The sequence below is a fragment of the Aeromonas sp. Y318-1 genome (assembly GCF_027706125.1).
Taxonomy (GTDB): Bacteria; Pseudomonadota; Gammaproteobacteria; order Enterobacterales; family Aeromonadaceae; genus Aeromonas; species Aeromonas hydrophila.
Map to the genome: position 1 here is coordinate 79,666 of NZ_JAPDCM010000009.1, position 26,293 is coordinate 105,958.

Consider the following 26,293-nt stretch of genomic DNA (forward strand, 5'->3'; position numbering starts at 1 on the left):
ATCTTGTAGCGTGCCAGCATCCCGACTCCTGCTGGAAGCGCCCATGAAACTGACTCCCCTGTGGCTGGCCCTGTGCAGCCTGCCCGCCCTGGCCTGCGGCCCGGATGGCTGCGAGACGCCGCTCACCCTGCAACTGACCGCCGCCCAGTGCCACCTGAACGGGCTGCCGTTCCTCTCCCCTGACAACGACACCCGCACCAACCTGGCGTTGCTGCTGGCCGATGAGCAGGCCTTCTCGCTGCCCAAGGCGCCGCTGCCGCTGCCCTTCGCCATCGAGGATCTGCTCAACCCGGCCCTGCTCAACCCGACCCAGGCCGAGCCAGTCCCCGCCGTGCCGGATCCCCTGCTGGCGCTGGCCGCCGGTCTCGGCATCGAGCAGAACACCACCCAGGCCGCCCTGGAGCGGGCCGCCGGCTGGAGCGAGGGGCGCTGCATCAGCAACAATCCGGTTGCGGCCGAAGCCTTCCTGCAAGCGCTGGCCGACACCCCGGCGCTTGGCGCCGACGAGCGCAGCCAGCTGGCCCGCCAGCGGCTGGCCATGCTGGGCCAGTGCGCCCAGCAAGCCGAAACGGCGCCAGAAGCCAAGGCCACGCCGCTGTCGGCCGCCGGTCAGGGCTTTGCCGACTACCTGGCCGCCAGCCAACGCTTCTATCAGGGGGAGTTCGCCCAGGCCGATGCGCTGTTTGCCGCCCTCGCCGGGCAGGATCAGCCCTGGCTGAAAGAGACGGCGGATTACATGCGGATCCGGGTCGCCCTCAACCAGTCCCAGCAAAGCGCCTTCGATGACTGGGGCACCCTGGATCGCAACCAGATTGACCAGGCCGCAGTGCAGCGCGCCGAGCAGTTCATCGCCGACTATCGCAGTCGCTACCCAGAGGGGCGCTATCTGGACTCCGCCAACGGGCTGCTGCGCCGGCTCGCCTGGTTCAAGGGGGACGAAGCGGCGCTGGCCAGCCTGTTCCAGCAGGCGAGCCGCCAGCCGGGCAACCCGGAGCTGCTCAACGAAATAGACCTCAAGCTGCTGATGCAGCCCGGTTTCACCGGCTCAGCCGCCATGCCGCAGCTGACCCTGGTGCAGGATCTGCGCCGGCTGCGGCTGCACGAGAGCTGGGACGAGTGGCAGCCGCTGCAAAGCGGCGAACTGGCCCAGCAGAACGCTCAGTTTGCCAGCAACCCGGCCTGGCTCGCCTATCTGCAACAGGCCGAGCGCTACTATCTGGCCAAGAATTATGCCGCCGTCATCGCCGCCGCTCCCGCCCTCGGCAAGGGGCCACTCGACAACCTGGCCTTCAGCCAGCAGGTGCTCAAGGGCATGGCGCTGGCGGCCAGTCAGGCGCTGCCCGAGGCGGAGCAGCAGTGGCGTACCCTGCTCGCCAGCCAGCCCACCCCCTTGCAGGATCAGCTGTTGCAGCTGGCACTGGCCATGACCCTGGAGCGGGCCGGCCGGCTGGAGCAGGTGTTCGCCAAGGAGAGCCCCATCCAGAGCGATCACTTCCGCATTCCACTGCTGGAGTACGTGGCACCGGCCCCGCTGCTGCGCCGCATGGTGCAGGATGAGCAGGCCTCCGACACCCTGCGCCAGCGCGCCGGCCACACCCTGCGCTACAAGCAGCTGACCCACGGCGACTACCAGGGCTTCCTGCAGGATCTGGCGCTGGCCCCGCTGGCCGCCCCGTTCGACTGGCAAGGGAGCCAGGAGTATCAGTGCCCGGCACTCACGGCGGTGGTCACCACCCTGGCGGACAACCCCAAATCCCCCAGGGCGCTCAACTGCCTCGGCGAGTTTTTCCTGAGCCAGGGGCTGGACTGGGATCCACTCCTGCAGCGGCCGGGCGCCGACACCCTGGCGGGCAGCCGGGATCTGTTTGCCGGCCAGCAGCGCAGCCGGCTCGACTGGTATCAACAGGTGATCGCCCACCCCAAGGCCGCCAAGGAGGAGAAGGCCTACGCCCTCTACCGCGCCATCAACTGCTATGCCCCGAGCGGCAACAACAGCTGCGGCAGCCAAGAGATCCCCCTCAGCCAGCGCAAGGGCTGGTTCAACACCCTCAAACGCCAGTACGGAACGAGCCAGTGGGCCAAGCAGCTCAAATATTACTGGTGATGCTGGCGCTGCTGGGCGCCGAGACCAGCGCCGCCGTCGAGGCGAGCCACTACCGCCAGTTCTGGCTGTGGGCCGGGGTCAGGCCCCAGCCTGTGCTGCAGCAGGCCGAGCGGCTCTATCTGCATCAGGGGGAGATAGGCCCGCTCGATGCGCGCCAGCCCGTGCGTTTTCAGGGGCAAGGCATAGCGCCGAGCAAGCTGCCGGTAAAGGAGCTCTGGCTCGCCTACCGGGTGGAGCGGCTCGACTGGGATGAGGCCCTGCTCAAGAACCTGACCAACCAGCTGGCGGCCTGGCAGCGCAAAGGCAATGGGGTGCGCGGCGTCCAGATCGATTTTGATGCCCGCACCCACCGGCTGGCGGACTATGGCGACTTCCTGCGCCAGCTCCGTCGCCAGCTGCCCGCCGACTGCGCCATCAGCATCACCGGCCTGCTGGACTGGACCCGCACCGGCGATGTGGCGACCCTCAACGCCCTCGCCGGCGTGGTCGACGAGCTGGTGGTGCAGACCTATCGCGGCCGCCGCACCGAGCCGGGCTACGCCCGCTACCTGCAGGCGCTGACGCGGCTGACCCTGCCCTTCAAGGTGGGGCTGGTGCAAGGAGGCGAGTGGGATCAAACTTGGGAAAGCAGGCTGGCCGACTCGGCGGCCTATGGCGGCGCGGTGGTGTTTCTCATCAACCCGCCAGGTGCCTGATACCGGGGAGGAATTGACCGCCCCCAGGCTGGCGTCGAGCATGGTAGCTCTTTGACTCCGGCAACATGCCATACTTGTCCGTACCCTGAACCAGCCAAGGAGCGCCAAGGATGCAGATCCTCCTGATCGAAGATGATGCCATGCTCAGCACGGCCCTCTCCCGAGGGCTGAATGAGCAAGGGATCACCCCCGCCCAGCTGACCCACTGCAAGGAGCTGGCGACCCTGCCCACCCTGCTGCGCCAGCAGTCGTTCGATGTGGTCATCTGCCGCCAGTACCACCATCAGGCCCGTGAGGGGGTGCGCTTGCTGCAGGAGGCCCACTATCTGGGTCTGCTCGAACCGGGCTGCGTGCTGCTGTTGCTGGACGAGGATCACGATCAGCTGCAGTTTCCCCCTTCCGACCTCTACTTTCCGCTGTTGCTGCCCATGCCGTTTACCGCCGATCAGCTCACCGCCAGTCTGCGCGAACTGGTGCAGCTGACCGGGCTGACCCGCACCCTGCCCGCCCCGATGAAGCTCCGGGAGTGGCAGGTCAGCTGCGCCCTGTGCGAGGACCTGCTCTACCAACAGCAGAAGTACCGGGAGCTGGGGCCGCTGCTGGACAGGATCAAGGGCTACATGCTGCTGCAGCAGCAGGATCACTTTCACGCCGCCCAGCACTACGCGGTCTGCACCACTGAGCACGATGCCTGGTGGCCGCGCAAGGGGTTGATCCACGCCCTGCTGGGACTGAACAAGCTGGAGAGTGCGCGCAAGGATCTGGCCCGCAACCGGGAACGGCTGCCTGCCCCCCTGCAACTGGAGCTGGCGCTGGCCTGTCTGTTGCACGAGCGGCAATGGGAAGGGGCCTGGGACGTGCTCACCCTGCTGCTGCAAAAGCAGGCCTGGCAACCGGAGTGGCGCCAGGCGGCCATTCTGCTGGCGCTGCTGCTCAAGGACGAGGGCAAGGCGCTGGAGCAGGCCAACGCCCTCAGCCTGCGCTTCTTCGCCGATCACAAGTTCCGGGTATCCATCGAGAACTTCATCCTCAATGCCAGCCTGGCGGTGCTCTGGCACTACCCGAGCGCCACCCGGATCAGTGCCTTGCAGCAGGAGTATCGCTACCTCAGCCAGGCGGTCACCCTGCGGGCCCACGAGGATGCCTTGCTGCAGGCCCTGATGCTGAGCCTGGACTACCGCTTCGACGAGGCCCTGTTGCTGCTCGCCAAGCACCCGCCGGAGAGCGCGCGGGACAACCACCTCAACCAGCTGCTCGGCTTTGCCGTCAGCCAGTTCTGCGGCCTGCCCCACCACGCCCAGCGCTACCTGAGCCAGCTCAGCCAGTATCAGGCCAGGGTTGCCCCGGCCCCGCTGGTGCAGCAGCTGTTCAAGCAGGTCATAGGCGATTTCATGAAACAGCTGGAGCGGCGCGAGCTGCGGCTGACCTACCTGCGCCAGGAACGGCAGCGGGCCAGCGCGGCGGGCCAGCACCAGCTGGCCGTGCAGTATGCGCTGACCCTGCAGGAGGAGTTCCCCGCCCTGCCCGGCGATGCCTGGCAGCTGCTGGAGCTGCTGCAACTGTGCTGGCCGGCCGGTATGGCCGCCCCCAGGGTGGCCCTGCTGGTGGATCGGCTGGAGCGACGCCTCAACCACAGCGCCTCCTTCATGGAGCACCACGCCGAGGAGTACCGCAAGACCCTGCTGCAGATCCGCTCCCACCTCAATCCCCGTCTGCCCGCCACACCGCCCAACTAGGCCCAACTAGGCTCGGTCAGCGCCGGGCCGCGGTTACAGCAGCCCGCGCACCAGGATCCCCGCGATCAGCAGCGGCGCCACCAGCCGCCAGCACCAGAGCAGGCAGCCGCGCAGCAGCGGCGACAGACCGGCAGGCAGCACGGACTCACCCAGTCGCCAGCCCAGCAGCAGGGTCAGCACCAGACCGAACAGCGGCATCATCAGGTTGGAGGTGAGGTAGTCCAGCAGATCGAAGATGGTCTTGCCGAACAGGGTCAGCTCGCTCCAGGGCCCGAACGACAGGCTGACCGGAATGCCGGAGGCCATGATCAGCAGGGTCAGCACCCGGCAGGCGCCGCGCCGCGACCAGCCCCACTCCTCGGTGGTGAAGCGCACCAGGTGCTCCAGCATGGAGATGGAGGAGGAGAGCGCCGCCACCAAGAGCAGCAGGAAGAACACCACCGCCAGCCCCTGGCCGAACGGCAGATGGTTGAACACCGCCGGCATGGTCATGAAGGTGAGCCCAGGCCCGGCAGTCGGGTCAATACCGGTGGAGGCCAGCACCGGGAAGATCATCAACCCCGCCAGCACCGAGATGAGGCTCGCCAGGGTCACGACCCAGACGCCGGAGCGCAGCACGCCCTCGCTGCTGGGCAGATAGGCACCATAGGTGGTGTGCACGCCAAGCCCGATGGATAGGGAGAAGAAGGCCAGCCCCAGCGCGTCCAGCACGCCCTGGCCGGTCAGCATGGAGAAGTCCGGCAGCAGGAACTGGCGCACCCCGGCCATGGCGCCGGGCATGGAGAGGCCAGTCACCACCAGCAGCATCATCATCACGAACAGAGCCGGCATCATCCAGCGCAGCGCCCGCTCCACCCCCTTCTGCAGGCCCCCCTGCACGAACCACCAGGTGAGGCCGGCAAACACCAGATGGGTCAACACCGGCCACCAGGGGTGGCTGACATAGCCGTTGAACAAGGCGGTCAGCGCCGTGCCCTCGCTCAGGTTGAGCTGCCCGCTCACCGCCAGCGCCGCGTAACCCACGGTCCAGCCACCCACCACACTGTAGAAGCTGTAGATGAAGAAGCCGCACAGGATCCCCATGTACCCCATCCAGCGCCAGTTCGGCCCCACCAGCTTGTGGAAGGCACCGAGCACCCCGCGCTGGCTGCGGCTGCCGAGCAGGGTCTCACCCACCAGCACGGCCACCCCCAGGGTGAAGCTGAACAGCAGAAACATCAGCAAGAAGGCACCGCCGCCGTTGGTGGCAGTCACATAGGGAAACTTCCAGATGGCGCCAAGGCCGATCGCCGAACCGGCGGCTGCCAGCACATGACCGATACGGGAAGACCACTGAACCTGGCTCATACAACCTCCGGGCAAGACAACATTCGATACTCCATGGGTAACCGCCTGGGCGGGGCAACAAAAAAGGCCGCCTGGTGGCGACCTTTGCAATGAACATTCAGACAAGCTGCGCGTGCAAGGTCACCTCTCTTGCGAGCTAAAAAATCGACCGAACAGGGCAACGCGACGTGACATGAATAATCTGATCTGAATGCTGAAAAGGGATCACAGCCTAAATCATGGAAAGAAAAATTGACACAACATAACCAAACTTTTTTTCATGCGGTCAAAAAAATCTTGTTTTCACCCGGCCGGCGCCAAAAATCAGCGCCGCAGCTTCTCCGCCCACGTCTTTGAACGATAATGGTCTTAGTTTGAGCGGGTTCGAGCTAACCGGATGGGACCGACCTGCCCTGCCACTCCCTTGCGCAACATGGATGTACCGACGTGACGCACCTGACCGGATACTGGATGAAATGGCTGCTGCCCTGGCTACTGTTGCCCGGCCTGGCACAGGCCACGCAACCCCCGCTGACCCTGCTCAGCCACGAACTGCCCCCCTTTACCCATACCAGCGACGGCAAGCTCGGCGGACTGGCGGTACAACTGGTGCAGGAGGCCCAGCAGGAGATGGGGGTCGACTATCCCATCAAGATCTACCCCCTCAAGCGGGCGCTGGCGCTGACCCGGGTCGAGCCCGGCTTCGCCCTGTTCGTCATTCTGCGCACGCCCCAGCGGGAACCCCAGTTCAAGTGGGTGGGGCCGCTGTTTCTGAACCGGGTGGTGATCTACCAGGCCAGGGGCAGCCAGCCGCTGACCGATCTGGCCCAGCTGCGCCAGCTGGCGCGGGTCGGCGTGCTGCTCGGCAACGCCGATGACGAGCTGCTCACCCGCGAGGGCTACACCAATCTGGTGCGCTGCCAGACCATCGAAGATGCCATCGAACGACTGATGCTCGGCAAGATAGACGCCTTCCCCATGGGGGAGCAGATCATGCCGGCCATCCTGGCCAAGATGAAGTTCTCCCCCCGCAGCGTGGTGAACTCAGGGCTGCTGCTGCAGGAACACTGGCTCTACATCGTCTTCTCGAAGAGCGAGGATGACGCCGTGATCGCCCGCTGGCAGGCGGCCATCGACAAAGTCAGAGACCGTCACCAGCAGCCGCAGCAACCCACCCGCCAACCCTGATTACACCAGCCCGCGCACCAGGATGCCGCCGATCAGCAGCGGCGCCAGCCAGCGCCAGCAGCCCATCACCAGGGTACGCCAGTGCAGTGCCAGCCCGGCGGGCAGCGCCTGGCGCCCCAGTTTCCAACCCAGCAGCAGGGTGAGCGCCAACCCGAACATGGGCATCATCAGGTTGGAGGTGACGAAATCGAGCAGCTCGAAGATGTTCTTGCCAAACAGGGTCACCTGCGCCCAGGGACCGAACGACAGGCTGACCGGAATGCCGCCCGCCATCACCAGCGCGGTGATGAGGCCGCAGGCGGCCCGTCGTGACCAGCCCAGGCTCTCGCTGACGAAGCACTGCAGGTGTTCCAGCAGCGAGATGGCCGACGACAGCGCCGCCACCACCAGCAAGGCGAAGAACACCACCGCCAGCCCCTGGCCGAACGGCAACTGCTGGAACACCGCCGGCATGGTCATGAAGGTGAGACCCGGGCCGGAGGCGGGATCGATGCCGGTCGCTGCCAGCACCGGGAAGATCATCAAGCCCGCCAGCACGGCGATGAGGCTTGCCAGCAGCACCACCCAGAGGCTGGAGCGGCCGACCCCGTCACTGGAGGGCAGGTAGGCGCCATAGGTGGTGTGAATGCCAAGGCCGATGGAGAGGGAGAAGAACGCCAGCCCCATGGCGTCGAGCACGCCGGACATGCCGAGCTTGCTGAAATCCGGCATCAGGAAGTGGCGCACCCCGGCCATGGCGTTGGGCAGGGTGAGGCCGAAGGCCACCAGCATCAGGATCATGATGAACAGGGCCGGCATCATCCAGCGCAGGGTGCGCTCCACCCCCTTCTGCACGCCTCCCTGCACGAACCACCAGGTGAGCCCGGCAAACAGCAGATGGGTCAGCACCGGCCAGAGCGGATCCCCCACATAGTCGTTGAAACGGGCGGTGAGGGCCGCGCCGTCACCGTGCTGCAGACTGCCCGCCAGCGCCATGCCGGTGTAGCCCAGGGTCCAGCCACCCACCACGCTGTAGAAGCTGTAGATGAGCAGGCTGCTGAGCAGCCCCATGGCGCCGACCCAGCGCCAGCGCTTGCCCATCAGTGCACCGAAGGCCCCTACCACCCCGCGCCGGCTCAGGCTGCCGAGCAAGGTCTCCCCCATCAGCACCGCCACCCCCAGGGTGAAGCTGAACAGCAGAAACACCAGCAGGAAGGCGCCGCCACCGTTGGCGGCCGTCACATAGGGGAACTTCCAGATAGCGCCGAGACCGACTGCGGAACCGGCGGCGGCCAGGATATAACCGAGCCGGGATGACCATTGGGACTGCTTCATAAGAACTCCAACCGTGGGGCCCGCCACAAGGGGCCCAAAATGACGCTCAGAGTACGGGTGGGGCTGCGCAATCACAACGCCGCTTATTTGGATAAAGCGCGCATTATTGGCAGCATTACCTAATTAAATTCTATTTAACGCGCAATCCTGCCAACAAATAAAAACCGGAGCAATTTTGCTCCGGTTTTACAGGGTGGTGAACCAGCGTTGGGGACTAGATCACCCCCAGCTCCCGCAGCCGCTCCATCAGGTAGCTGTGGGCGGTGTGACGCTCGGAGAGCACCACGTCCGGGCGCGGATGGAGGAACAGCGGCAGGGAGATGCGGGACTTAGCGGCGCTGCCACCGGTCGGGTTGATGACCCTGTGGGTGGTGGAGGGGTAATAGCCGTGGGAGGCTTCCTGCAGCATGTCACCGATGTTGATGATGAGGGTGCCAAAATCGCACGGCACGTCCATCCACTCGCCGTCGGACCCCTTCACCTGCAGGCCCGGCTCGTTGGCGGCAGGCAGTATGGTCAGCAGGTTGATGTCTTCATGGGCGGCGGCGCGGATGGCACCCGGCTCCTCGGTGCCGTCGAACGGCGGGTAGTGCAGCACCCGCAGCAGAGTCTTCTGGCTCTCTTCGATCATGGAGGAGAGCGGGCAGCTGTAGTGGGCGGCAATGTCGCTCGGGGTGTACTGCTCGACCCAGCCCAGCAGCTCGGCCGCCAGGTTGTTGGCGAGGCGGTAGTACTCCATCGCCTGCTCTTTCAGCTCGGCCGGCATCTGGCCCCAGGGGTAGAGGTGGAAGTACTCCTTGATGTCCTTCTGGCTGTGGCCCTTGGCCACCTCGGACACCGACGGCGGGAAGTAGCCGTCCTGGGTCTCGCGATTGAACAGAAAATCCTGCTTCTGCTCGCTCATGAAGAAGCGATACCAGTTGTCATAGATGGACTGCACCAGCTCTTTCGGGATGGGGTGATTGGTCAGTACCCCGAAGCCGGTGGTCCGCAGGGATTCGGTGAAGCGCTGCGCCGCATCGGGCGAGCGGTAATCGACGGTCAGGACTTTCATTGTTTTTGTTACGCGCCAGTTAAATGATGGCGCAGTTTACCCCGTGACCGGCAACAAGGAAAGGGCGCGGGCCGCCACGCCGCCAGCCCGCGCAAATAGTGACAAACCGCTCAGAAAACGGCGCCGGCCAACACCGTTTTTCATCCCTTGTCCTGCCCCGGCATCCTCTCTAGAATGCCCCCATCATCCCTCTCGGAGCCCGTCGTCCATGTCCCCCAAGATCCTGTTGCTGACCCTACCTTTCCTGCTCGCCGGTTGCAGCTCGCTGTCGGAAGAAGAGTGCCGCACCATGAGCTGGTACAACCTGGGTTATCAGGACGGCGAGCAGGGCAAGACCCGGGCCGCCACCCGTGACTACGTCTCGACCTGCGGCGAATACGGCCTCAAGGTGGACGAGGCGGAGTGGAAACGGGGATATGCCAAGGGGCTGGAGCTCTACTGCATTCCGGAGCTCGCCTACAGCAAGGGCAAGTCCGGCGCCGAGTATCAGGGCGTCTGTCCCAACGATGCCAGCTTCCTGACCCAGTACGATCGCGGCCGCCAGGAGTACCTGGTGGAAAAACAGCTCAGCGATCTCAAGAGCGACATGGAGCGGACCGAGCGCGACATCGAGACGCTGGAGCGCCAGATCCGCAACGAGAACGACAGCAAGCAGCGCGACTACTACCGCGCCCAGCGCGAACGCGCCATCCGTCACTACGAGGGGCTGCGCCGTGACTACAACCGGATCCGCTTCCCGGATCGGGTGATCCAGTTCTCCTTCGGGAACTGACAAACAAAAAAGGGGCCGACATGGCCCCTTCCTGTTGCTGTTTCTGTCCCTCAGGCGGGCAAGACCCAGCGCTGCAGCGCCAGCGCGATGCCATCTTCGTTGTGATCGGCGGTGACCCGATCCGCCAGCGCCTGGATCTGTGACGCCGCGTTGCCCATGGCCACCGCCAGCCCCACCTGCTCGAACATGCTGATGTCGTTGTTGTTGTCACCAAACGCCACCACGTTCTCCATCGCGATCCCCTCGCTCGCCGCCCACTGGGCCAGCCGGTTGCCCTTGCTGCAGCCGGGTTGCACCAGCTCCACCGCATAGGGCGCCGCCCAGTCACGGGTAAAGGGCAACTGTTCGACCACCTCTGCCATGAAGTGATGGAGCAGGGCGGGATCCTGATTGAACAGCTCCAGCTTCCAGACCGGCCGGCTGAGCCAGCTCGCCAGATCCTCCGCCGGCAGCAGGGAGATCTTGAGATGATCCGGCTGGGTCGCCGACCAGTGGCGCATCCGGGTCACATGCTCCTCGCAGCCCAGGTAGCCGATCCCCTCGTCGAGGTGAAACAGGGCCCCCATCTGGTGCGCCTGCACCTCCGCCAGCAGCCGGCTGAGGGGAGCCACCGCCAGCGGATCCCCGACCAGGATCTGCTCCTGTACCGGATCATAGAGGTAGGCGCCGTTGCTGCAGATGATGGGGGTGTCGAGGGCCAGCTCGTGATGGAAAGGACGGGCCGTCATGAAGTGGCGCCCCGTCACCAGCAGCACCTTGATGCCGTGGGCGCGGGCCTGGGCCAGCGCGGCCCGGGTGGCGGACGAGATTTTGTGATCCCGGGTCAGCAGGGTACCGTCCATATCCAACGCAATGGCCTGAAAACGACTCATATCACCTCCAAAATGTCGAAACGGCTGGGGTACCATACAGTCCCGCTTCCAGTGCAATGGCCTGAAAACAACTCATGTCACCTCCAAGAGTGTCGAAACGGCTGGGGTGCCATACAGTCCCGCTTCCAGTGCAATGGCCTGAAAACGACTCATGTCACCGCCAACATGTCGAAACGAATGCGGCGCCATACCAACCCGCTTTCAACGTAATGGCCTGATAACGATTCATGCCACCGCCAAAGGCTGATTATCGCAAGGTGTATGATGGAGCAAGGGAGCACCGGGCGATCGGGCAAGCAAGGCAAAGAGCCATACCGTCCCAGAGTCGGCGCCACGATGCAAGCACCGGTTGCCCCCTCCGCGTCATTCTGTGATCCCGTCAGCCGGCTTCTACCTGGACGTCGAGCCGCTGCCGCCGATCCGCCGCCCGGCGCAGGCCATAGAAGCCGATGGCACAGAGCAGGCTGCACAGCGCCGCCAGATAGAAGGGCCACTCGGTGCCCGCCAGCAGCACCAGACTGCCGACCACCACCGCCAGGATCTCGCTGCCCACCGCCAGCCCGCGATAGAGCCCCATCGCCTGCCCCTGCTGCTCGGCATGGCTGCGGTTGGAGACCGCCACCGAGGTCGCCAGCTCTCCCAGGCTCATGCCGATACCGGTGGGAATAAAGGTGAGAGCCAGCCCCCACCAGTGGCCGGGCAGCACGAACATCAGCATGCCCGCCGCCATCACCAGATGGCCGACCACCCCCAGACTGCTGCCACGCCAATGACGAGCCAGACGTGAGCCCAGCCAGGATCCCAGGATCATGGGCACGCTCACCAGCACGGCGGCCTGCGCCAGCTGCACCGGATCCCAGGCCAGCCGCTCCACCAGCCAGACGTTGAAGTAGGTGAAGTAGAGCTGCACCGCGCCGTAGCTGAGCAGAGTCAGCACGAAGTAGGGCAGCAGCGCCGGTTGCAGCAGCAGCTGGCGGGAAGAGAGAGCCGGTGCCGGCTGCTCACTGCGGGCCGCCGCCGGCCGATTGGGCAGCAGCCAGAGCACCAGCAGCAGGTTGACCAGGGTCATGGCCACCGCCAGCCAGGCCGCCAGGCTGTAATCGCCGGACACCACGGCGGCATAGCCACCGATCATGGGGCCCACCACCCAGCCCAGGTTCATGCCGATGTTGATCCAGGCGAAGCTGCGCGCCTTGGTTTTGGCGGTGCTCATGTCGGCCGCCATGGCCTGCACGATGGCGATGTCACCGTTGAAGAAGCCCTCCACCACCCGGCTCAGCAACAGCAGCGGCAAAGAACGCCAGGCGATCCCCAGCGCCATCAGGGCGTAGCCCACCAGCACGCCCACCAGACACAGGGTCAGCACCGGCTTGCGGCCATGGCGATCGGAGAGCTTGCCGAGCCAGGGAGCCCCTACCAGTTGAAACAGCGGATAGAGCCCCATGATGACCCCCAGCCACACCTTGCGGCTCCAGTCCGACGCTTCCGGTGTCAGCATGCCCTGGGCCGGATCCAGCAACAGCGGCGCCAGCACCGGAGACGGCAGACTGAAGCCCGCCACCGCCAGCGTCACCGTCATCACCAATACCCACAGGCTGGCCTGCCCCTTGATCCCTTCCATGTTTGCCCCATTAAATAAAGTCATTGGTTTATTTATGTTGGCAATCAAACCAGATTAAGTAAAGCGAAATGTTGATTTAAAAAATCCCCCTCCCCATAATGCTCTTATCCATGCCAGAACCGCAGCCGCGCAAGCGGCCGCACCTGCCGACGATGAGAGCCTTGCCATGAACGCCAGCACCGACAAGATACTGTTTCTGCTCAAGAGCCACGGGCCACAGAGCGCCGCCGAGCTGGGAGAGCAGTTGCAGATGACTTCCATGGGGGCTCGCCAGCACCTGATGACGCTGGAGGCGGACGGCTGGGTGAGCTTCAACGACGAGGCCCGCGGGCGCGGTCGACCGGTACGCTTGTGGCACTTGACCGAACAGGCCTGGCAACGCTTCCCCGACAGCCACAGCGAACTGACGCTGCAGCTTATCGACAACATCCAGCAGCTGTTTGGCGAGGTGGGCATGGAGCGGCTGATCGCCCAGCGGGAGCAGCAGCAGCTCGCCCGCTATCAGGCCGAGCTGATCCAACCGGCGCTGGCCGACAGGCTGGCGGCACTGACGGCGCAGCGTACACGAGAGGGCTATATGGCGGATTTTCGCCAGGAGGAGGATGGCAGCTGGCTGTTGTGGGAGAGCCACTGCCCCATCTGCGCGGCGGCGCGGGCCTGCCGGGGTTTTTGTCGCAGCGAGCTGGAGATGTTTCGCCGCTTGCTGGCGCCGGCCGGGGTGGAGCGGGAGCAGTATCTGCTGGAGGGGGATCACCGCTGCCTCTATCGCATCAGGCCGCAGCCCTGATCCGCAAACGCCAGAAACAACAAAGCAGGCGCCGGGATGCCTGCTTTGTTGCCTTCGGGGAGGGGATGCTCTCGTTCCAGCCCGTCGTTGCCCGATAAGGTGAGACGGCTGATGGGGTTGTTGACCCGGTAAGGTCCTTCACCACAGAGACCGGGTTGGGTTTCTGTCTTGCCACCGGAAGATGTAACCATGGTATCCCTGCCGGCCCGGTGAGTGGTTGCGAAGTAGCATGTATTTTCAGTTGTTTTTGCAATAGTTCACCCTTAATCTAGGAAAAGTGAATTAATAATTGCAACGAGGAACGGAGAATGCTGAAACTTGATCGCATAGACAGGCATATTCTGGAGTTGATGCAGGAGAATGGCCGCATCAGCAACCTGGAGCTGGCCGAGCTGGTCGGGCTCTCCCCCTCCCCCTGCTCCCGCCGGGTCAAGGCGCTGGAGGATGCCGGTCTCATCGACACCCACGTCACTCTGCTCAACGCCCGCCAGCTGGGGCTGACCCTCACCGCCTACATTCACATCTCCATGGACCGGCACACCCCGGAGCGGTTCGAAAATTTTGACCGCGCCATCAGTGAGCTGCCCGAAGTGCTCGAGTGTGACCTCATCACCGGCAACGACGCCGACTACCAGCTCAAGGTGGTGGTGCGGGACATGGAACACTACCAGCACTTCCTGCTGGACAAGCTGACCCACATTCCGGGGGTGACCGGGGTGCGCTCCAGCTTCGTGCTGCGCCGGATCAAGCACAAGACGGCGCTGCCACTCAACCATCTGGGCTGACCGCCGGCCCTGATCATCGGATCAGGGCGGATAAAAGAAGAGGAGGCCAGTGGCCTCCTCTTCTTTATATCTGCAGTCAGCGACCTGTACTCAGACCGCTACCTGGCTGACATCCTGTACCTGCAACAGCCAGCCGGCCTGCTCCTGCTGGGGCTCGCCGCTGACCCGCAGCCGCTCGCCGGTCGGCACCCACTGCCCCTGGGGCAGGGAGACCAGCAGGCTCTCGCTGCCGTTGTCGAACAGCCAGCGATCTTCACCCAGCGACTCGATCAGATAACCTTCCATCTCCACTCTGGACTCGGCTTGCCAGGATGGCGCAACGGAATCACGGCTCTCGATGAAATCCCCCTGAACACCAAAACTGGCCAGCCCCCACAGAATGGAGAGCCCAACCAACGATGATTGCATCTCGTCTCTCCTCTTTTGGAACTGTAGGGCCAGTATGGGAAGAGAAAACTGAGCGCACCATGAACAAGATGGCAAAGTGCCGACGGGATCGCGAAAAAAACCGGTCAGTCGGCCGGTTGTGTCATTTTATGGCGCCTGGATCACACTATTTGGCGGCTTCCTCTGCCATCCGTGCGGCTCTTGGCTTATTCGTCCACATGGCAACACCGCGATGATCCGCGCAGATCCCCTCCTCCACCACGGCCCGCACCCGGGTACCGTCCTTGCAGATAGCCTGCCAGGCATCGGCATCGTCGATGGCCATCGAAGGGGCATGGGAACCGGCACTGCAGGCGGTCAGCAACAGGGCAAACAGGGGCAACAGAAGTTTCATCGGGTGATCCTCAGGCTGGATGGATGGGCCGCACTCAACGCCCCAGCTGGGCCGAGATGCGATCGCAGAGCTGCTTGAGCTGGGCCAGTTCAGCATCGGCCAGATCCACCTGATTGCGCAAGTTGTCCGCCAGACAACACTCCCTGACCTCCTGCTGCAGCTGACGTCCCGCCTCGGTCAGGCCGATGCATTTTTGCCGCTCATCCTCGCTGGAGATGGTGCGGGTCAACCAGCCCTTGCTCTCCAGCCGCTTGACGATGGGGGTCAGGGTGCCCGCATCCAGCCCGGTCTCCTGACCGATCTCCTTGAGGCTGACCTCGTCCCGCGCCCACAGCGACAGCATCACCAGATACTGGGTGTAGGTGAGATCCAGCTTGTCCAGCAGCGGCCGATAGGCCCGCATCACCGCGTTGGAGGCGCTATAGAGGGCAAAACAGACCTGCTTTTTCAATTCACTCATGGGGCACCTCGCTGACGACTGGGGCCAGTATACCCCAGGAAAATCGGGGGTCGAATAATTTGCACACAAAATAGTTGTCAGCCCGCATTTTCGGGATTAGTCTGGATTTACTTTGCACACAAACAAAATCAGAGACCCCGACATGAAGACGCTCTATCGCACTCAAGCCATCGCCCAGGCCGGCCGCAACGGTGAGGTTCACACCCTGGACAACAGCCTGCAGCTGGCACTGGCCCTGCCGACCGCCCTCGGCGGCAATGGCAAGGGCAACAACCCGGAGCAGCTGCTGGCCGCCGGTTATGCCGCCTGCTTCTCCAATGCGCTGATCCACGTGGCCCACAAACTGGATGCGCCCCTATCCAGTGCTCCCGTCACCGCCGGAGTCGAGTTGCTGGCGCTGGACGATGGCCGCTTCAACTTCGCCATCACGCTGGACGTAGCGCTCGCCACGACCCAACCTGAACAGGCGGCGCAGGCCGAGCAGATAGTGCGGCTGGCCCACCAGACCTGCCCCTTCTCCAACGCCATGCGGGGCAATGTGGTCACTCGGCTGCTGCTCAACGGCGTCCCGCTGGATGAAACGGCGTGAACCCGTTCAGCCTCAATCCCTTGGAAATAGCCATGCTGGCGACTCGCAGGTTGCCAACCCCCCTCACACTGGAGAAAAAACCATGAATCAGTCCAGCCATCAGATCCAGCTGCTGCGTCGCCCGGTCGGCCTGCCCAGCCTGGCCGATTTCACCCTGACCGAGGTGGCTCTGCCCGAGCTGCAAGAAGGAGAGGTGCGGGTCGCCAACCAGTGGCTGTCGGTGGATCCCTACATGCGCGGTCGCATGAGCGAAGCCAAGAGCTATGTGCCGCCCTTTCCCCTCAACGGCCCCCTCGATGGCGGCGCCATCGGCGTGGTGGAAGCCTCCCGTCACCCGGACTTCGCAGTGGGCGACCGGGTGAGCAGCATGCTGGGCTGGCGCGATCGCTTCGTCGCCAACGGCGCCCAGCTGACCAGACTGCCCGACACCCGCTTGCCGCCCCAGCTCTTTCTCGGCGCCCTCGGCATGCCGGGCATGACCGCCTGGACCGGGCTCAACCGCATCGCCAAACTGCAGGCCGGGGAAACCGTGCTGGTGTCGGCCGCCTCCGGCGCCGTCGGCACCATGGCAGTCCAGCTCGCCAAACGGGCAGGGGCCCGCGTCATCGGCTCCACCGGGTCGGCCGACAAGGTGGCCTACCTCAAGAGCCTGGGGGCCGACGAGGTGATCAACTACCGTGAGACCCCGGATCTCGATGCCGAGCTGGCCCGGCTGGCACCGGAGGGGATCCACGTCTACTTCGAGAACGTGGGGGGCGCCATGCTGGACGCCGCCCTCAACCACATGGTGGTGCACGGTCGCATCGTGATGTGCGGCCTCATCGAGCAGTACAACGGCCAGAGCGAGGCGAGCGGCCCGCGCAACCTCTCCCAGGTGATCCGCAAGCGCCTCACCATGCAGGGGCTGATCGTGTTCGATCACTGGCAGCACTACGGCGAGTTTCTGGCCGAGGTGACCCCGGCCTTCGACGCCGGCACCCTGCAGGCCGAAGAGACCGTCTATCAGGGGCTCGCCAGCATGCCGCAGGCCTTCATCGGGCTGTTCGAGGGGCGCAACACCGGCAAGATGCTGGTCAAGCTGGCGTGATCCGCAGCACTGGCGCCTGACGCCGCAGACTGCTTGCATGACGGGCCCATCCGCCCTAAGGTGGGCCCGTTTTTCATGGTCTGTCTCGTCTTTGCAAGGAGCTCATATGTCTACTCACAATCCCCGCGTCGGCGGTCGATGACAGAGTGATCCTGACCAACCCATTCCCCCCCCTCAGCAAGGAGCCCTTCTTATGTCTACTCCCTATCCCCGCGTCGGTGTCGGCGTGATCCTCACCAACCGCCAGGGCCAGGTGCTGCTTGGCAAACGCAAGGGCAGCCACGCCCCCTACTGGTCCATCGCCGGCGGCCATCTGGAGCTGGGAGAGACGTTCGAATCGGCAGCGATCCGGGAGGTGACCGAAGAGACCGGTTTTCAGATCAACAACCCCAGCGTCATCGCCGTCACCAACAACCTGGAGACCTGGCGTGAGAGCGGCCTGCACTATGTCTCGGTCACCCTGCTGGCCGAGGTAGAGGGAGAGCCCCAGCTGCTGGAGCCGGAGAAGTGCGAAGGCTGGGTCTGGTGCGATCCGCGCAATCTGCCGGAGCCCCACTTCGATGCCAGCCGCCAATCGATAGCCTGCTGGCTCGCCGGTCGTTGCTATCTGCCGACGCCAAACCAGCCCACCCCATAGACCATCGCCTGCTGGCTGGCTGGCGAATCGTTGCTATCTGCCACAACCAGGCCAGCCGATGGAGTGACCTGTGGCTGACAAGGCGCGGCTACCTGCCAGCAGCCCCCCTGATTTGTCATAAAAAAGTCACCGCTTTGTCATATCATCGGGGGCGATGATGACAACGAGGGAGTGAGGACGTGGGGCAGGTGTTTATTCAGTTTTTATGGTTGGGCTGTGTCAGCTTCGGCGGACCCGCCGCCCATATCGGCTACTTCCAGCGCACCTTCGTCGAGCGGCTGGGCTGGCTGACCCAGGCCGAATTCGCCCAGTCGCTGGCCCTCTGCCAACTGCTGCCGGGCCCCGCCTCCAGCCAGCTCGGCTTTGCCATCGGCCGCCAGCGAGCCGGGCTCGGTGGGGCACTGGCCGCCTTCGCCGGTTTCACCCTCCCCTCCTTCCTGCTGTTGCTGGCCGCCGCCATCGGTCTGGGCCAGCTCGGCAACAACGTCTGGCTCGATGCCGCCCTGCACGGCCTCAAGCTGCTGGCGCTGGTGGTGGTCGCCGATGCGGTGCTCACCATGAGCCGCCAGTTCTGCAAGACAACGCGCAATCAGGGGCTCATGGTCGCCACCGCGGCCGCCCTCTGGTGGCAACCCGGCCTGCTGACCCAGCTCGTCATGCTGGCGGGCGCCGCCCTGCTCTGTGCCCGCGTTGGCGCGCCGCAAACACCAGGCCCACAGCCCTCGCCCGCTCAGTCCCCCCCTGCGCGCCAACCCCACTGGCCCACCCTGCTGCTGTTTGCCCTGCTGTTTGTCGGCCTGCCACTGCTGGGTGGCCCCGTCGGCCAGCTGGTCGCCGACTTCTACCGGGCCGGCAGCCTGGTGTTTGGCGGCGGCCACGTGGTGCTGCCCCTGCTGGCGGAGAGCGTGGGCCACAGCCTCAACCAGCAGCAGTTCCTGACCGGCTACAGCCTGGCTCAGCTGGTGCCCGGCCCCATGTTCACCCTGGCGACCTATCTCGGCGCCCAGTTGCTGCCGGCGAGCCCGGTGGGCGGCGCCCTACTGGCGACCCTGGCGCTATTCCTGCCCGGCTTTTTGCTGCTGTGGGCCATGGGCCCCTGCTGGCAGAGCTGGCTGGCCCGCCCTCGCCTCGCCGGTGCCGTGGCAGGCATCAACGCCGCCGTGGTGGGTCTGCTGCTGGCGGCGCTCTATCAGCCGGTCTGGCAGAGCGCCGTGCTGGCCCCCACCGATCTGGCGCTGGCCGCCGTCGGCTTCTACCTGCTGCGGGGACTCAAGCTGCCCATTCTGGCGCTGGCTACCCTGCTGGTGGTCGCCACCCTGCTGCTGGCCTGATAGGCGCCCAGGCAGCGGCCACAAAGAAACGGCCCCCTGCCAAGGCAGGGGGCCGTTTTTGCATGCATGCCGGGCGCCAGACTCAGGGCTCGGGATCGAAATCCAGACTCAGGCTGTTGACGCAGTAGCGCTGACCGGTTTCGGTCGGCCCGTCCGGGAAGACGTGGCCGAGGTGGGAGCCACACTGGCTGCAGGTGATCTCCACCCGCTTCATGCCGTGGCTGCCATCCTCGGTGTAGGTCACGGTCCCCTCGATGGCCCGATCGAACGAGGGCCAGCCGCAGCCCGAGTCAAACTTGGCATCCGAGTGGAACAGCACCTGCTTGCAGCAGACACACAGGTAGTCGCCGCTCTTGCGGTTGTGGAGCAGGGCGCCGCTGTAGGGACGCTCCGTGCCCTTCTCCCAGCAGACGTGATACTGCTCGGCGCTCAACTGCCGGCGCCACTGCTCGGGGTTGGGGGTGTTGCCGCTCATACTGACTCCTTGCCGTGAATATCGGTGCCCAGCATACCCAGTCAGGGCGCCGCGCTCTACCCCGCCAGCGGGAACTGTGATCCGGTTGGCAACACGACGGCAACATCCGGGGTGGCGACCACTCCCTCCTCGGCCAGCGCCACCGCACTCAGGGCGACCCGCTCCAGCAGCTTGAGGGAGTGGGCCCGGCCCACCGCCACCTGCCGCTTGATGTCGTCGGGCAGGAACGGCAGCCCGTCGTTGGTGGCGGTGTCGATGGTCTGGATCCACTCCAGCCCCTCCCCCGGCGGCGGCAGACGGAACTGGATGTCGTAGTCGCTGGCGTTGAACAGCACGTACCAGCGCTCCCCGCCGCAGCCGATCATGCCGATGTCCATGGCGAACGCCTGCCCCATGGGGGCGTGCCAGTCCTGATCGGTGAGCTGATGGCCGTCCGGGTGATACCAGTTGACCTGGTGGCAGCTGCTGGGGGCGCCGTTCCAGCTGTCGTCGCTCAGCTGCAGGTTGGAGAAGACGGTGGACTCCGCCCGTAGCGCCAGCATCTGCTGGGTGAAGGCGAGCAGCCGCTCGTCCTCTGGCCGCCACTGCCAGTTGACCCAGCTGATCTGGTTGTCCTGGCAGTAGGCGTTGTTGTTGCCGAGCTGGCTGCGGCCCATCTCGTCGCCGGCGAGGAAGTGCGGGGTGCCTTGCGACAGCAGCAGGGTGGCGATCAGGTTGCGCTTCTGCTGCTGGCGCAGGTTGTTGACCCGCGGATCCAGGGTTGGCCCCTCGACGCCATGGTTGTTGGAGAGGTTGTTGCCGTGACCGTCCCGGTTGTCCTCACCGTTGGCCTGATTGTGGCGCTGGTTGTAAGAGACCAGATCCTCCAGGGTGAAGCCGTCGTGATAGCAGAGGTAGTTGACGCTGGTATGGGGGGAGCGCCAGTTCTTCGGGAACAGATCCCGTGAGCCGACCAGCCGGGTGGCAAAGTCCCCCATCTTGCCCGCATCGCCGCGCCAGAAGGCGCGCACCGTGTCGCGGTAGCGGTCGTTGATCTCCAGCCATTGGCTCGGGAACTGGCCGAGCCGGTAGCCGAAGGGGCCGATATCCCAGGGCTCGGCGATGAGCTTGACCCGCGCCAGCACGGGGTCTGCCATCATGGCCTTGAAGAAGGCCCCCATGGGGTCGAACTCGCCCGCCTCGCGCGCCAGGGTGACCGCCAGATCGAAGCGAAAGCCATCCACCTGCATCTCGGTGACCCAGTAGCGCAGGGCGTCGAGCACCAGCCGCAGGCTGTTGGGGTGATCCAGATTGACGCTGTTGCCGCAGCCGGTGACGTTGGCATGGCGAGTGTAATCGGGGCCGTGGGCGCCCGCCTCGAAGGCGTAGTAACCAGCGTTGTCAAAGCCCTTGAAGGAGAGCATGGGGCCGTCGAAGCCCGACTCCGCGGTGTGGTTGTAGACCACATCCAGGATCACCTCGAGCCCGGCCCTGTGCAGCTCGCGCACCATGGTCTTGAACTCGGTCACCGCCTCCTGCGCCGCATAGCGCGGTTCGGGGGCGAAGAAGGCGATGGGGTTGTAGCCCCAGTAGTTGGTCAGCCCCAGCTGCTCGAGCCTGGGCTCGGACATGAAGGCCGCCACCGGCATCAACTGCACCGAGGTGATGCCGAGGGATTTGAGATGCTCGATGATGAGCGGGTGACAGATGCCCAGATAGGTGCCGCGCAGCTCGCTCGGCACCCCCTGATGCTGGCGGGTGAAGCCCTTGACGTGGGTTTCATAGATGACGGTGCGGGCCGGCTCGATGGCGGGCTTGCCCACTCCCTGCCAGTCGAAGGCATCGTCCACCACCACGGACTTGGCCACCATGGCCGCACTGTCACCCTGATAGAGGGCATCATCCCAGTGGGTCGGGCGACTGAGCGCCTTGGCGTAGGGGTCGATCAGCAGCTTGTCCGGGTCGAACAGCATCCCCTCCTGCGACGTGCCGTGCACCCGGTAGCCGTAGCGCTGACCGGCCTTGACACCGCGCACATTGCCGAAGCGGTACTGGCCGCGCCGGCCGGGCAGCTCGAGGCGAGCCAGCTCCCGCTCCTGCTCGTCGAACAGGCAGAGCTCCACCTTGTCCGATTGCGGCGCCCAGACGCAGAAGTGACAACCCGTCTCGTCGAGCAGGGCCCCCAGCGGATGGTCCTGCCCCTTTTCCATTGCGAACATCAAGACTCCTGTTTGATGAACAAGGTCGCGAGCGGCGGCAGATCCAGCACTATGCTGTGCGCCATCCCCTGCCAGGGGGTCGGCTCGGCCGCGAAGACCAGACCCACATCATAGTTGCTGCCCCAGTAATGCTCGCTGTCGGTGTTGAGCACCACCCGGTAGTGACCGGCCGCCGGCACCCCGAGCCGATAGGCAAGCCGCGGCACCGGCGTGAAATTGCAGGCCACCACCAGCGGGTTGGCCCCCTGCTTGTCAGCCCGCAGCCAGGCAAAGATGCTGTTGTCAGCGTCGTTGTGATCCAGCCAGCGGAAGCCGTTTTGCTCATAATCCGCCTGATACAAGGCAGGTTCATGACGGTAGAGGTGGTTGAGATCGTGGATCAGCCGCTGCTGGCCGCCGTGCTTGGGATACTGCAGCAGGTGCCAGGGCAGCTGGGCATCGTGATTCCACTCGTTGCTCTGGGCGATCTCGGTGCCCATGAAGTTGAGCTTCTTGCCGGGATGGGCATACATGAAGCCCATGTAGGCGCGCAGGTTGGCCGCCTGCTGCCACTCGTCCCCCGGCATCTTGTAGAGCATGGAGTGCTTGCCGTGCACCACCTCGTCGTGGGAGAGCGACAGAATGAAGTTCTCGTCATAGTGGTACACCATGGAGAAGGTCATGTCGTTGTGGTGGTAGCGACGGTGAATGGGCTCTTTCTGCATGTAGGTGAGGGTGTCGTGCATCCAGCCCATATTCCACTTGAAGCCAAAACCCAGGCCCCCCAGGAAGGTGGGACGGGAGACCCCGGCAAAGGCGGTGGACTCCTCGGCGATGGTCATGGCGTGGGGGTACTTGCCGTACACCTCCTCGTTGGTCCACTTGAGCAGACTGATCGCCTCGTAGTTGTGGTTGCCGCCATCGACGTTGGGCACCCACTCGCCGGCGTTGCGCGAATAGTCCAGATAGAGCATGGAGGCGACCGCATCCACCCGCAGGCCGTCGACGTGGAACTTGTCGAGCCAGAACAGGGCGCTGGCCACCAGGAACTGGCGCACCGTATTGCGACCGAAGTCATAGATGTAGGAGTTCCAGTCCGGGTGCCAGCCGCGGCGCGGATCCTCGTACTCGTAGAGCGGGGTGCCGTCGAAGCGGGCCAGCCCGTGGGCATCGGACGGGAAGTGGGCGGGCACCCAGTCAAGAATCACGCCGATCCCCGCCTGGTGGCACTGATCCACGAAGTATTTGAAATCATCAGCGGTGCCGTAGCGGCTGGTGGGCGAGAACATGCCCACCGGCTGGTAGCCCCAGGAGCCGCTGAACGGGTGCTCGGAGACCGGCAGCAGCTCGATGTGGGTGTACTCCATCCCCTTGACGTAATCCACCAGTTCCACCGCCAGTTCGCGCCAGCTCAGGCTGTCGCCGTTGGGGTGGCGTTTCCAGGAGCCGACGTGCAGCTCGTAGATGGAGAGCGGCTGCTCACGTTTGTCGTTGAGCTGGCTCTCGCGCCAGGCGGCATCCTGCCACTGGTACTGGTCGTGGTCATAGACCACGGAGGCGAACGAGGGGTACTGCTCGCAGTAGAAGCCCACCGGGTCGCTCTTGTGCGGCAGCCGGTTGCCCGCCGGGTCTTTCAGTTCGAACTTGTAGCGATCCCCGGCCTTGAGGCCCGGCACGAACAGCACCCAGTGACCGCACTGGCTGCGCTGCATCGGGTGGCGACGGCCATCCCAGAAGTTGAAATCGCCGATCAGGCTCACCGCGGTGGCGCTCGGTGCATAGACCGCAAAGCGTACCCCCTCCACTTGCTGGTCCAGATGCGCCACGGTACGCAGCTGGGCACCCAGCGTGTGGTAGAGGTTTTCTGGCTGGTAGGTGAGTTCCGCCAACCCGGCCCAGCCCGCATCCTGGAACTGGTAGGGATCGATGACCTCGACGGTGGCATCTGGGTAGTCGGCAAGCAACTGGTAGGGGAAGGGATTTTTACGGCGGGTGAAAACAGTTTCAAAGAGGCCCGAATCATCGGTGGGCGCCAGGGTGGCAACAATCTTGCCCGACTTGAGATCCCTGACCCGTACGGCCTGGGCATCGGGTAACCAGACGGTCAGCTTGAGGCCGGGCCCATCCGGATTGGCCTGCAGGCCTAAGTGGGAGAAGGGATCGGAACAGCGGGCTGCAACCAAACGTTCAACGAGCATCGAGATTTCCTTTCATAGCTGAGCATCCGCTCCGGCCTGGGCCGAAGCGGATGTAAGTGAGTCACGTTTTGTCGGCAGTGGCTCAACGACTGGCCTCGTCACGGGCCTGGCTCATCTTGCCTGCCAGCGCCTTGAGCGCCTCATTGGCAAAAATATCCTCCAGATCGGTAGACAGCTTGCGGCGCCAGTTCGGGTACTCGTAACTGGTGCCCGGCACGTTGACCGGCTTGTCCATCTCCAGCCAATCCTCCAGCTGGGTGCTGAACAGGGCGCAGCTGCCGCGAGACATGTGCAGTTGCAGACCGTGGTTGAGCTCGGTGTTCATGCCGACCCAGTTCACGTCGTGGCTGATGTTGCCGGAGATCACCCCGTGGCCGTGCAGGCTGTCGAGGATGCGCTGCTTGGCCTGGTGGCGATCAGCATACAGGGTCTTGAGTACGTCTTCATCCGGATACAAGCCCAGTTCGCGTCCCAGCGCCAGATCGTCGCAATGCCAGAAGCCCTTGAGGGTCGGCATGTCATGGGTGGTCAGCGCCGACATCGCCTGCTCGGCGTAGTGAGCCGGAGAGATGAAGCCGCCATCGGCCTTGGAGCGCTCGAAGAAGAACACCTTGTAGGAGTGGACGCCGTTCTCTTTGAGGGTCACGTCGATCCCCTCCGGCACGGTCCCCAGATCCTCGCCGATCAGCAGACACTGATTGCGGTGGGACTCGAGGGCCAGGATGCCGAGCAGGTCGTTGACCGGGTAATAGATGTAGGCGCCCTTGGCGGCCGACTCTCCGGGCGGCACCCACCACAGGCGCAGCAAGGCCATCACGTGGTCGATGCGCAGCGCGCCGCAGGAGCGCATGTTGGCACGGAACAAGTCCACCATCGGCTGATAAGCCGCCTCGAACAGCTGGTTCGGGTTCATGGGGGGCAGGCCCCAGTTCTGGCCGAGCGGGCCCAGAATATCGGGCGGCGCACCGACCGAGGCTTTCGGGCAGTAGAGATCCCGGTTGGCCCAGATCTCGGTGGAGCCTTCGGAGACGCCCACCGCCAGATCGCGGTAGATCCCCATCACCATGCCGGCCGCCTTGGCACGGGCGTCGGCCTGGGCCAGCTGCTCATCGGCCAGGAACTGCAGATAGAGGTAGAAATTCACATCCTGGCGGTGCTCGGCCATCCAGGCTGCCACTTCGGGATTGTGGTAGTCACGGAACGGCTCCGGCCACACCGGCCAGCCCCAGGCATTCTCGCCTTTGGCGTAGAAGTGGGCTTGCAGGGCGTCGAAGGCGGCCTGTTGCTGCAGGCTGTCGCCACCGGCGGCAACGAAGGCATCGAAGGCGGCCTGACGCTCGGTGCTCAGGCTGGCCTGGTCAAACACCTGACGCAGCATGCCGAGTTTGGTCTCGACGACGCCGGTGTAATCCACGTTGCCCTTGGTACGCAGCTCGCTCAAGTGCTGCTGGAAGGCGGGGTTCGCCACCTCGGCCTTGAGCGGGGCATTGGCCAGAAATTCAGGCACCGCTTCCACATCGATGTAGGCCACGTTGAGCCAGCGTCGGGATGAGGGGCTGTAGGGACTGGCACTCTCCGGGTTGGCCGGATAGAGGGCATGAATCGGGTTGAGACCGACGAAGTGCGCGCCCCAGGCGGCCATCTTCTCGACCAGCTGGCCCAGATCGCTGAAATCGCCGATGCCCCAGTTGTGGCGGCTGCGCAGGCAATAGAGCTGCACGCTCGGGCCCCACACCTTGCGGCCATTGGCGATGGGAGGCTGCTTGTAGCACGCCTTGGGCGCGACGATGAGGCGCATGCTGGCGAGCGGCTCGTCATTGCCCTCCTCCAGCAGGATCAGATCGTGATAACCCAGCTCGGGCTGCACATCCAAAGCCACGCGATAGGCCTGGCACTCCATCTCTTCGAATTCGGCCACGCCGACCAGCTCGCCGTCGATGGGGGTGAGCTGACCGGACAACAGGCCGCCCTGCTCCAGCTTGAGCTGCCAGCGGAGGGCATCGTTGACGAATTCGATGGGCAGACGGACTTCGAGGGTAATGGGCTCGCCACTGCGGACCACCATCACGGGATCCAGCGCACGCAGCCAGTGCTGGCGGTGCTCCTGCTCAAGCTGCTCGGTCAGGGCGGCCTCGTCATCGACGCGGTAACCCATGGCGCCCAGCATGGCAGCCTTGCTCTCTTCGGATACCTGAGCCGGGTGGCCCCAGGCATCAACATACTCGCTGGCGATACCTTTGGCGGCAGCCAGCTGTTCAATCAGGGTGGTCATAGTTTGAGAATTCCCGCTGTGGATTCTATCTA

At 64.5% G+C, this 26,293-nt stretch carries 24 protein-coding genes; 11 read left to right on the forward strand and 13 right to left on the reverse strand.

Features of this window, described 5'->3' with window-relative positions; all coding sequences use genetic code 11:
* Positions 1 to 43: 43 nt before the first annotated feature.
* From OKB87_RS14490 to OKB87_RS14500, 3 genes are all read left to right on the forward strand, one after another.
* Positions 44 to 2,104 carry a hypothetical protein gene (locus OKB87_RS14490; protein ID WP_270827820.1) on the forward strand — a complete coding sequence of 687 codons (2,061 nt, stop codon included), beginning with the start codon at positions 44 to 46 and terminating at the stop codon, positions 2,102 to 2,104.
* Entirely contained in the window at positions 2,074 to 2,799 is a 726-nt protein-coding gene (locus OKB87_RS14495) for a DUF3142 domain-containing protein (protein ID WP_270827822.1), read from the forward strand. Before OKB87_RS14490 ends, OKB87_RS14495 begins: the two co-directional genes overlap by 31 nt.
* Before the next feature lie 110 nt (positions 2,800 to 2,909).
* A complete protein-coding gene (locus OKB87_RS14500) occupies positions 2,910 to 4,535 on the forward strand; it encodes a hypothetical protein (protein ID WP_270827823.1) in 1,626 nt (541 codons plus the stop codon).
* 33 nt (positions 4,536 to 4,568) lie between these two features.
* Here the strand turns inward: OKB87_RS14500 and OKB87_RS14505 are convergent, their stop codons facing one another.
* The gene (locus OKB87_RS14505; protein ID WP_049048160.1) at positions 4,569 to 5,882 is read right to left on the reverse strand and encodes a sodium-dependent transporter; all 1,314 of its coding nucleotides are present in this window, start codon (positions 5,880 to 5,882) and stop codon (positions 4,569 to 4,571) included.
* Positions 5,883 to 6,332: 450 nt separating this feature from the next.
* Here OKB87_RS14505 and OKB87_RS14510 point away from each other — a divergent pair, with 450 nt between their 5' ends.
* On the forward strand, positions 6,333 to 7,049 hold the full coding sequence (locus tag OKB87_RS14510; RefSeq protein WP_270827824.1) for a substrate-binding periplasmic protein: 717 nt from the start codon (positions 6,333 to 6,335) through the stop codon (positions 7,047 to 7,049).
* Here OKB87_RS14510 and OKB87_RS14515 read toward each other — a convergent pair whose 3' ends face one another.
* Complete coding sequence (locus tag OKB87_RS14515; protein WP_011707342.1) at positions 7,050 to 8,363, reverse strand: sodium-dependent transporter; 1,314 nt, start codon at positions 8,361 to 8,363, stop codon at positions 7,050 to 7,052. It lies immediately after the preceding gene.
* 214 nt (positions 8,364 to 8,577) lie between these two features.
* Positions 8,578 to 9,417: an isopenicillin N synthase family dioxygenase gene (locus tag OKB87_RS14520; protein ID WP_011707343.1), complete on the reverse strand. Its 840-nt coding sequence runs from the start codon at positions 9,415 to 9,417 to the stop codon at positions 8,578 to 8,580.
* Positions 9,418 to 9,625: 208 nt separating this feature from the next.
* On the opposite strand from OKB87_RS14520, the gene OKB87_RS14525 reads away from it, so the two are divergent.
* Entirely contained in the window at positions 9,626 to 10,189 is a 564-nt protein-coding gene (locus OKB87_RS14525) for a DUF2799 domain-containing protein (RefSeq protein WP_011707344.1), read from the forward strand.
* Between the two features lie 50 nt (positions 10,190 to 10,239).
* On the opposite strand, the gene OKB87_RS14530 is transcribed toward OKB87_RS14525, so the two are convergent.
* Entirely contained in the window at positions 10,240 to 11,061 is an 822-nt protein-coding gene (locus OKB87_RS14530; RefSeq protein WP_041216541.1) for a Cof-type HAD-IIB family hydrolase, read from the reverse strand.
* Between the two features lie 379 nt (positions 11,062 to 11,440).
* Positions 11,441 to 12,682 (reverse strand): MFS transporter, encoded by a 1,242-nt coding sequence (locus tag OKB87_RS14535; protein ID WP_113995059.1) that lies wholly within the window; start codon positions 12,680 to 12,682, stop codon positions 11,441 to 11,443.
* Positions 12,683 to 12,848: 166 nt separating this feature from the next.
* On the opposite strand from OKB87_RS14535, the gene OKB87_RS14540 reads away from it, so the two are divergent.
* Positions 12,849 to 13,469, forward strand: a complete 621-nt coding sequence (locus OKB87_RS14540) for a helix-turn-helix transcriptional regulator (RefSeq protein WP_270827825.1) — start codon at positions 12,849 to 12,851, stop codon at positions 13,467 to 13,469.
* Here OKB87_RS14540 and OKB87_RS14545 read toward each other — a convergent pair.
* Positions 13,445 to 13,660, reverse strand: a complete 216-nt coding sequence (locus OKB87_RS14545) for a hypothetical protein (RefSeq protein WP_123785047.1) — start codon at positions 13,658 to 13,660, stop codon at positions 13,445 to 13,447. The two genes, OKB87_RS14540 and OKB87_RS14545, sit on opposite strands and share 25 nt — an antisense overlap.
* Before the next feature lie 117 nt (positions 13,661 to 13,777).
* On the opposite strand from OKB87_RS14545, the gene OKB87_RS14550 reads away from it, so the two are divergent.
* Positions 13,778 to 14,254, forward strand: a complete 477-nt coding sequence (locus OKB87_RS14550; RefSeq protein ID WP_005304871.1) for an Lrp/AsnC family transcriptional regulator — start codon at positions 13,778 to 13,780, stop codon at positions 14,252 to 14,254.
* Between the two features lie 90 nt (positions 14,255 to 14,344).
* Here OKB87_RS14550 and OKB87_RS14555 read toward each other — a convergent pair whose 3' ends face one another.
* The 3 genes from OKB87_RS14555 to OKB87_RS14565 all read right to left on the reverse strand — a co-directional run bounded on the left by OKB87_RS14555 (position 14,345) and on the right by OKB87_RS14565 (position 15,495).
* The gene (locus tag OKB87_RS14555) at positions 14,345 to 14,662 is read right to left on the reverse strand and encodes a hypothetical protein (protein ID WP_005304873.1); all 318 of its coding nucleotides are present in this window, start codon (positions 14,660 to 14,662) and stop codon (positions 14,345 to 14,347) included.
* Positions 14,663 to 14,807: 145 nt separating this feature from the next.
* Positions 14,808 to 15,035, reverse strand: a complete 228-nt coding sequence (locus tag OKB87_RS14560) for a hypothetical protein (RefSeq protein WP_044800769.1) — start codon at positions 15,033 to 15,035, stop codon at positions 14,808 to 14,810.
* Between the two features lie 34 nt (positions 15,036 to 15,069).
* Positions 15,070 to 15,495, reverse strand: a complete 426-nt coding sequence (locus tag OKB87_RS14565) for a MarR family winged helix-turn-helix transcriptional regulator (protein WP_270827826.1) — start codon at positions 15,493 to 15,495, stop codon at positions 15,070 to 15,072.
* A gap of 142 nt (positions 15,496 to 15,637) precedes the next feature.
* On the opposite strand from OKB87_RS14565, the gene OKB87_RS14570 reads away from it, so the two are divergent.
* From OKB87_RS14570 to chrA, 4 genes are all read left to right on the forward strand, one after another.
* Positions 15,638 to 16,084 carry an organic hydroperoxide resistance protein gene (locus tag OKB87_RS14570; protein WP_270827827.1) on the forward strand — a complete coding sequence of 149 codons (447 nt, stop codon included), beginning with the start codon at positions 15,638 to 15,640 and terminating at the stop codon, positions 16,082 to 16,084.
* A gap of 82 nt (positions 16,085 to 16,166) precedes the next feature.
* Positions 16,167 to 17,171, forward strand: a complete 1,005-nt coding sequence (locus OKB87_RS14575) for an NADP-dependent oxidoreductase (RefSeq protein ID WP_270827828.1) — start codon at positions 16,167 to 16,169, stop codon at positions 17,169 to 17,171.
* 193 nt (positions 17,172 to 17,364) lie between these two features.
* Positions 17,365 to 17,808, forward strand: coding sequence for a nucleotide triphosphate diphosphatase NUDT15 (locus OKB87_RS14580; protein ID WP_270827829.1), 444 nt, complete (start codon positions 17,365 to 17,367; stop codon positions 17,806 to 17,808).
* Positions 17,809 to 17,987: 179 nt separating this feature from the next.
* On the forward strand, positions 17,988 to 19,139 hold the full coding sequence (chrA, locus tag OKB87_RS14585; RefSeq protein ID WP_270827830.1) for a chromate efflux transporter: 1,152 nt from the start codon (positions 17,988 to 17,990) through the stop codon (positions 19,137 to 19,139).
* Between the two features lie 82 nt (positions 19,140 to 19,221).
* Here chrA and msrB read toward each other — a convergent pair whose 3' ends face one another.
* The 4 genes from msrB to malQ all read right to left on the reverse strand — a co-directional run bounded on the left by msrB (position 19,222) and on the right by malQ (position 26,261).
* Complete coding sequence (msrB, locus tag OKB87_RS14590; protein ID WP_017411114.1) at positions 19,222 to 19,614, reverse strand: peptide-methionine (R)-S-oxide reductase MsrB; 393 nt, start codon at positions 19,612 to 19,614, stop codon at positions 19,222 to 19,224.
* Between the two features lie 56 nt (positions 19,615 to 19,670).
* Positions 19,671 to 21,812: a glycogen debranching protein GlgX gene (glgX, locus tag OKB87_RS14595; protein WP_270827831.1), complete on the reverse strand. Its 2,142-nt coding sequence runs from the start codon at positions 21,810 to 21,812 to the stop codon at positions 19,671 to 19,673.
* Complete coding sequence (gene glgB / locus OKB87_RS14600) at positions 21,812 to 23,989, reverse strand: 1,4-alpha-glucan branching protein GlgB (RefSeq protein ID WP_270827833.1); 2,178 nt, start codon at positions 23,987 to 23,989, stop codon at positions 21,812 to 21,814. The genes glgX and glgB overlap by 1 nt, the downstream gene beginning before the upstream one ends.
* 82 nt (positions 23,990 to 24,071) lie before the next feature.
* Entirely contained in the window at positions 24,072 to 26,261 is a 2,190-nt protein-coding gene (malQ, locus tag OKB87_RS14605) for a 4-alpha-glucanotransferase (RefSeq protein ID WP_270827834.1), read from the reverse strand.
* Positions 26,262 to 26,293: the final 32 nt, after the last annotated feature.

Coding starts and splice junctions, on each gene's coding strand:
- OKB87_RS14490 (WP_270827820.1), top strand. CDS start 44: ATGAAACTGACTCCCCTGTGGCTGGCCCTGTGCAGCCTGCCCGCCCTG.
- OKB87_RS14500 (WP_270827823.1), top strand. CDS start 2,910: ATGCAGATCCTCCTGATCGAAGATGATGCCATGCTCAGCACGGCCCTC.
- OKB87_RS14505 (WP_049048160.1), bottom strand. CDS start 5,882: ATGAGCCAGGTTCAGTGGTCTTCCCGTATCGGTCATGTGCTGGCAGCC.
- OKB87_RS14510 (WP_270827824.1), top strand. CDS start 6,333: ATGAAATGGCTGCTGCCCTGGCTACTGTTGCCCGGCCTGGCACAGGCC.
- OKB87_RS14515 (WP_011707342.1), bottom strand. CDS start 8,363: ATGAAGCAGTCCCAATGGTCATCCCGGCTCGGTTATATCCTGGCCGCC.
- OKB87_RS14520 (WP_011707343.1), bottom strand. CDS start 9,417: ATGAAAGTCCTGACCGTCGATTACCGCTCGCCCGATGCGGCGCAGCGC.
- OKB87_RS14525 (WP_011707344.1), top strand. CDS start 9,626: ATGTCCCCCAAGATCCTGTTGCTGACCCTACCTTTCCTGCTCGCCGGT.
- OKB87_RS14530 (WP_041216541.1), bottom strand. CDS start 11,061: ATGAGTCGTTTTCAGGCCATTGCGTTGGATATGGACGGTACCCTGCTG.
- OKB87_RS14535 (WP_113995059.1), bottom strand. CDS start 12,682: ATGGAAGGGATCAAGGGGCAGGCCAGCCTGTGGGTATTGGTGATGACG.
- OKB87_RS14540 (WP_270827825.1), top strand. CDS start 12,849: ATGAACGCCAGCACCGACAAGATACTGTTTCTGCTCAAGAGCCACGGG.
- OKB87_RS14545 (WP_123785047.1), bottom strand. CDS start 13,660: ATGGTTACATCTTCCGGTGGCAAGACAGAAACCCAACCCGGTCTCTGT.
- OKB87_RS14550 (WP_005304871.1), top strand. CDS start 13,778: ATGCTGAAACTTGATCGCATAGACAGGCATATTCTGGAGTTGATGCAG.
- OKB87_RS14555 (WP_005304873.1), bottom strand. CDS start 14,662: ATGCAATCATCGTTGGTTGGGCTCTCCATTCTGTGGGGGCTGGCCAGT.
- OKB87_RS14560 (WP_044800769.1), bottom strand. CDS start 15,035: ATGAAACTTCTGTTGCCCCTGTTTGCCCTGTTGCTGACCGCCTGCAGT.
- OKB87_RS14565 (WP_270827826.1), bottom strand. CDS start 15,495: ATGAGTGAATTGAAAAAGCAGGTCTGTTTTGCCCTCTATAGCGCCTCC.
- OKB87_RS14570 (WP_270827827.1), top strand. CDS start 15,638: ATGAAGACGCTCTATCGCACTCAAGCCATCGCCCAGGCCGGCCGCAAC.
- OKB87_RS14575 (WP_270827828.1), top strand. CDS start 16,167: ATGAATCAGTCCAGCCATCAGATCCAGCTGCTGCGTCGCCCGGTCGGC.
- OKB87_RS14580 (WP_270827829.1), top strand. CDS start 17,365: ATGTCTACTCCCTATCCCCGCGTCGGTGTCGGCGTGATCCTCACCAAC.
- msrB (WP_017411114.1), bottom strand. CDS start 19,614: ATGAGCGGCAACACCCCCAACCCCGAGCAGTGGCGCCGGCAGTTGAGC.
- glgX (WP_270827831.1), bottom strand. CDS start 21,812: ATGTTCGCAATGGAAAAGGGGCAGGACCATCCGCTGGGGGCCCTGCTC.
- glgB (WP_270827833.1), bottom strand. CDS start 23,989: ATGCTCGTTGAACGTTTGGTTGCAGCCCGCTGTTCCGATCCCTTCTCC.
- malQ (WP_270827834.1), bottom strand. CDS start 26,261: ATGACCACCCTGATTGAACAGCTGGCTGCCGCCAAAGGTATCGCCAGC.